Here is a 3,102-nt window from a genome sequence, read left to right as displayed (position 1 = left end):
GGTTCCCGCCGCAAGCATCGTCGCCCGGCTCGCGCTCCACTCTGCGTGCATTTTTTCGCCGCGGTCTGATACGAGCTTGCTGTCATCGGCCTGCAGCAGCTTGTCCTGCCGCAGCCCCATCTTTTCTTCGACGTTGAGAATCAGCAGCCGCGGATCCCACCAAACGATCTGATGCTCGCCCTTTTGCGCGCGATGTAATCCCGGCGCCACCGATTTCACTTTGCCAGGCGCTTTCACGGGCCGCGTCAGAACGCTGTCGTCGCCGAATTCCGGGCATCCCGCCGGATGCGTCGAGATTGGCGCGCGCCGTTCCGTATTTCCCGGATAGACGACGGGGTTCAGCCGCGCGAGCCAGCCTTCGCTCTCCTCGTCGCCAACCGCAGGCACGACTATCAGATCGCGCGCGCGAGTGGCTGCCACGTACAGCAGGCGGATCGCTTCCTCCTGATCGCGCTGATGCTCTCGCGCCTGGTTTTCCTGCAGCTCGCGCGGCGCGCATCCCGCAAGTTCCATCGCCGCCAGCTTCGACGCGGGCTCGATATATCGCGACGCGTCGGCGCGAGTTTCGTTGCAGGTGATATCGGCGAGGATGACGATTGGAAACTCGAGGCCTTTCGCGCGATGCACCGTCATGATGCGCACGCCCTCGGTCCCTTCCTCGACGATCGGCGTCTCGCTCGCTTCGTCGCGCTCCGCCCGCGCTTCGAGCTCATCGACGAAGGCCCGAAACGACGTGGTCCCGCCGCGCGCTTCGTAGCGCCGCGCCTGGTCCATGATTCGCATGATATTGGCGAGCGCCTGCTCGCCGGTCGGCCAGATCGCGAACCCCGCATGCGCCCGCGTAGTCGCCAGCAGCGTCGCGATCGTCTCGGCTATCGGCCGTCGATTCCGCCCGCGATGCAAATTTTTAATGACGTCGAGCGCGCCCTTCACTTCCTTGAGGCTGTCGGACAAATCGTCGGGCAGTTTGCGAAACGGATGCAGGCTGCCGACGGTCATGCGAAATTCGAGCAGCGCCGCGTCCGACAGCGCGAACACGGGACCGCGCAGCGCAGCGAAAACCATCAGCTCGTCATCGGGCCGTTCGATTGCACCCAGCAGATTTCGTATCGCGATTACTTCTTCGCGCTCGTTGAACGATCCGCCCTTGACCAGCACGTGCGGCAGATGCCGCGCTTCGAGCGCGCGCAAATACGACCGGGTTATGTCGCGACCGTACGAATTCATGCGGCGAAACAGGATGCAGATGTGCCGCGGGCGAATCGGCACCCGCACCTCGGGCGCCTCGCGCTCGGTCACCGTCCATCCGCTTTCATGCACCAGCCATCGCGCATACGCGGCAATCGCCTCGGGAATCGACTGGTCAATTCTGAAATTGACGACGCGGCCGAAATCGCCGTACGGCTCCGGCACGGGCAGCACGACGATCGACGGTTGTGTCCCCGGCTCCGCGCGATACGGCGTCAGCGGCGCGTAGAGCGGCTGCGTGCCCGATTCCTCGCTCATCAGCGGCGCGAAGGCGGCGTTAACCATCGTCTGAATCGCGGGCGTCGCACGAAAGCTGACCGTCAGATGCTCGAGTTGCGCGCCATGCATCAGCAGCAGTTGTTTGACGCCCTGGTAGAGCGAAACGTCGGCGCGCCGAAAACGATAAATAGATTGTTTCGGATCGCCGACGATAAATAATTTGCCCGGAATCGGCTTGACCTTCAGCCAGTTGGTCTCGGCGGGATCAGCCGACGACAGCAGCAGAATGATTTCCGCCTGCAGCGGATCGGTATCCTGAAATTCATCGACAAAAATATGCGTGAAGCGATTCTGTAGCTCGACGCGCACCGCCGGATTGTCGCGAACGAGGTTGCGCGCGACCAGCAGCAGGTCGAGAAAGTCGAGACGTCCTGCACGCCGCTTCAGGTCTTCGTAGATACCGACTACGGGCCACAATTCGTCGCGCAACAAGGGCGCCAGATTTGCTCCAGCGTCGTCGCGAAACTTTTCCAGCCGAGTGCGCAGGTCGGCGCGCCGGTGAAAAACTTCCTCGCGCTCGACCTCGCCAAAACTTCCGCCGTAGCCCTTCCAATCCCAGCGGCGCCCCGTGCAAAGCCCGACCAACACCGACTCGAGCGCGTCGTAGTCGCGGCCGCGCACCGCCTCCAGCCGGGTCGCCTCCGCGACCGGCTTCGCGATCGCGGCGAGGCCCTTCGCCAGCCAGTCGTCATCTTCACCAAGTTCGGCAAGTTTGCCGAGCGCCTCGACCTCCGCGATGATCGCGTCGATTTCCGCGTCGCGCGCGAACGGCGAATGCTGCCACGGCGAGTCGAAGTCGCGCCAGTTCATCAATTCGAGCGCCGCGCGACGCGCGATCGCACGTGGTCCCGTGCGCGACGACAGATCGCGCCGGCGCAGCAGCCGGCGCATTCCCTCGCCCGGGTTGTCCAGGATTTTCTCGAACCATCGCTCGAACGCGGCGTCGAACATTTCGCCCGCAACGTCCTCGGGCGCGACTTCGAACATTGGATCGACGCGCGCTTCCACCGGCCGCTCGCGCAGGAGGTCGGCGCAGAAGGAATGAATCGTTCCGATGCGCGCTTCTTCCAGCTGCTTGAGCGCCAGGTCGAAACGCGCGCGCCCTTCGCTAAACGCATCCGTGCCTTGGCGCGCGCGTTCGATTTCGGCGCGCAAGCGCAGCTTCAGCTCGCCGGCCGCCTTCTCGGTGAACGTCACCGCGACGATCCGCGCCAGCTCGCCGCCCCCCGATCCGATAACCGACACGATTCGATTCACCAGCGCCGTGGTCTTGCCGGTGCCGGCCGCCGCCTCGATTACCAGTGTGACGCCGAGGTCGTCGCGAATCCGATCGCGCACCGCCTGATCGGAGATGATTGCCGGCTTCGCGAGCGTCATGGCATCTCGCGCAGCCGCGTCAGCGACTTGAGCCGCACTTTCGGTTTGATTTTCGAGCGGCGCTCTTCGTACGGGCCGCAAACTCGCTTGTAGTCGCACCAGTCGCATTCGCGATCGTCCGGCGCGGCGGGAAAAAATCCCGCTTCCAGCGCTTCCTTGATGATCGCGACGAAATCACGCGACGCGCGCCGCGCCTCG

Annotated in this window: 2 protein-coding genes; both read right to left on the bottom strand. The window is 64.1% G+C overall.

The genetic code is table 11. The annotated features are described in order from the left end of the window. Positions 1–2,904: UvrD-helicase domain-containing protein (locus VIW95_RS17250; protein WP_331588866.1), on the bottom strand; the 2,904-nt coding region annotated here is incomplete at its 3' end. After that, the coding region (locus VIW95_RS17245) for a hypothetical protein (RefSeq protein WP_331588864.1) at positions 2,901–3,102 on the bottom strand (202 nt) is incomplete at its 5' end. The genes VIW95_RS17250 and VIW95_RS17245, both read right to left, overlap by 4 nt.

Origin of the sequence: Binatus sp. (SeqCode) (assembly GCF_036522015.1) — a bacterium.
In the GTDB taxonomy this organism is placed as follows: domain Bacteria; phylum Desulfobacterota; class Binatia; order Binatales; family Binataceae; genus Binatus.
Note: the sequence above shows the minus strand (reverse complement) of the source record. Positions and strands in the feature narration are given on the sequence as shown.